Here is a 2,321-nt window from a genome sequence, read left to right on the forward strand (position 1 = left end):
CAACAGGGCCTCCCCCGCCCGACGGTGCGCACGGGCGTCGGCCGGCAATCCCAGCCGCTGCGCGTCATCGGCCAGTCTCAGTCGCACCGCCGCCTCCAACCGGCGGTCCCCCGCCGCTCGGGCCGCCCGCAACGCGTCGTAACCGGCCCGGAGCGCCTCCTCGAACTCCCCCGCGCATCCACGCGTCCGCGCCACCTCCGCCAGGGCCAGGGCGTACCCGTCGGGGTCCCCGCGCCTGCGGTGGGCGGCAGCCGCCGCCCGCCAGGACAGCAGCGCCGGACGCCACTCCCCGGCCAGGGCGTGGGCTTCCCCCAACAGACCGTGCAGCCGTGCCCGGGCATCGTGATCATCCGTCGCCTGGGCCCTCGACAGCGCCCGGCCGTACCAGTCGGCGGCACGCTGCGGGTCTCCCGACTCGGCGTGGGCGCGGGCGATCGACTCCAGCGCCCGTCCCATCGCCGGGGGAATCCCGAGGCCGCCCAGACCGCGCAGGGTCTCCAGCGCGGTCCGATAGCGCTTCAGGGCCGCCCCGGTGCGACCACGGGCGAGGTCCATGTCCCCGAGGTCGAGCAGCGCGGCGGCCCGCTCACCGTCCAGGCCCTGCCGCTCGGCCACCTCCAGCACGAGTTCGTTCAGGTCGTACAGGTGGGCAGCGGCCCCCCGCTCACCGCGGTGGGCGATCAGCGCGGCGGCCAGGGCGGAGATCAGTCGACGGGCGAGGGTGTCCAGCTCCCCGTCCACGACGGCCAACCGGACGGCGGCCGTCAGGCTCGGCAGGCGACTGTCCAGCCACCGGGCCGCCTCCTCGCGGGAGAGGAACCGCAGCGTGGAGGGCAGGGCGGCCGAACGCTCACGGGCCGGGGAATTCTCCGGCTCCGCGGCCGCCCTGCAGGCGACCAGTCGCCGCACGGTTCGCTCCAGCACCCGGGCGCGGGCCAGCAGGACATCGGCCGGACGTTCGTGCCGGCGCACCAGGTCCCGCAGGAGCGGGTCCAGACAACCGGGCACCTCGTACAGCGGCCAGGGGTCCCCGGCGGGTTCCTCCCGACCGGCGGCGGTGTCGGCGTCGGTCCCGACCGGCGCGCCCGCGCACGTCGGCGGTGGCGGCCGGTCCGCCGGACGCACCAGGCCCAACAGGGCGAACCCCCGCAGTGCCCGACGGGCGGCGCCGACCGAGCACCCGGCGAGAGCGGCGGCGATGTGCGCGTCCACCAGCCCGGCGGGGGCCAGCACCAGGAGCCGCAGGACGCGTGCGGCGGGGGGTCGGAGTGCGGAGAGGGCCAGGCGGAAGGCCCGCTCCAGCGGCCCGTCACCGGAATCGGCGGAGGATTCGGATGCGGTCTCACCCCCCGGGTCGACCGGGTCCGTCGACTCGTCGGGGGCGGATGTCTCCACCGCGTCACCGGGCACCGGACCGGTCATCGCCCGCACCGCCCGGGCGACGGCGGCGTCGGGGTTGGCGGCGAGCCAGCCGGCCGCGAGCACCAGCGCGGCGGGCAGGTGGGCGCACGCCTCGGCGAGGCGTTCCGCCGCCCGCGGATCGACCGTGATCCGGGTGGATCCCGCGCCGCGGGCCAGCAGGCGCAGGGCCGTGTGCTGGTCCAGCGCGCCCACGGTGCACGGCCGCACGTCGGCCACCCCCGTCAGCGGGCCGCGGGCCACCACGAGCACCGGGCAGTCCCGATGATCCGGGATCAACTCGATCACCTGTTCGGCACTCACGGCGTCGTCGAGGATCAGCAGGACGCGTCGCCCCGTCAGCGCGGCGCGCAGCGCCTCACAGCTCTCGTCTGCGTCCGCGCCCGGCGGGACCGGGGCGCCCAGGCCCTCGAGCAACTCACGGGCGGCGCGCTCCACGGGGACGGGGTCGCCCCCGGGGTCGGTGAGCACCACCCGCAGGACGCCGTCCGGACAGCCGCCGTCGGCCCGGACCCGGCGGGCGAACTCCAGGGCCAGGGCGGTCCGGCCGGTGCCGGGCCGGCCGGCGATCAGCAACACCCGGGCACGGGCGGAGGGACGGCCGGCCATGGTGTCCAGGCCGGCACGCCCGACATCGGCACGCAGGCCGGCCAGTTCCCGCCGGCGGCCGAGGAAGGCGGGGTCGGGCGCGGACGGCGTACCCGCGGCCGGCCGCGGGGGTCCGGCCGGGTCAGCCGCCCGTTCGGTGAGCTCCGTCACGCCCCGAGCCTAGACCGGCACCCGGCGGGTCGACCGCCGGGGACACGTTCCGGGGCCGGGGACCGCGCGTTCGGCCGAACCCCCGGCCCGGGGGCGGGTTCCGGAACGGGCGAACCCGGCTCACCCCCGGACGGGGTGGGCCG

The 2,321-nt window shown here is 77.9% G+C and carries 1 protein-coding gene; it reads right to left on the bottom strand.

Annotated features, from left to right (window positions below; all coding sequences use genetic code 11):
* Positions 1 to 2,178 (bottom strand): AAA family ATPase (locus FNQ90_RS20055; protein ID WP_182607638.1); only part of this gene is annotated, 2,178 nt, incomplete at its 3' end.
* Positions 2,179 to 2,321: the final 143 nt, after the last annotated feature.

It is taken from the genome of Streptomyces alkaliphilus (assembly GCF_014141535.1).
In the GTDB taxonomy this organism is placed as follows: Bacteria; Actinomycetota; Actinomycetes; order Streptomycetales; family Streptomycetaceae; genus Streptomyces; species Streptomyces alkaliphilus.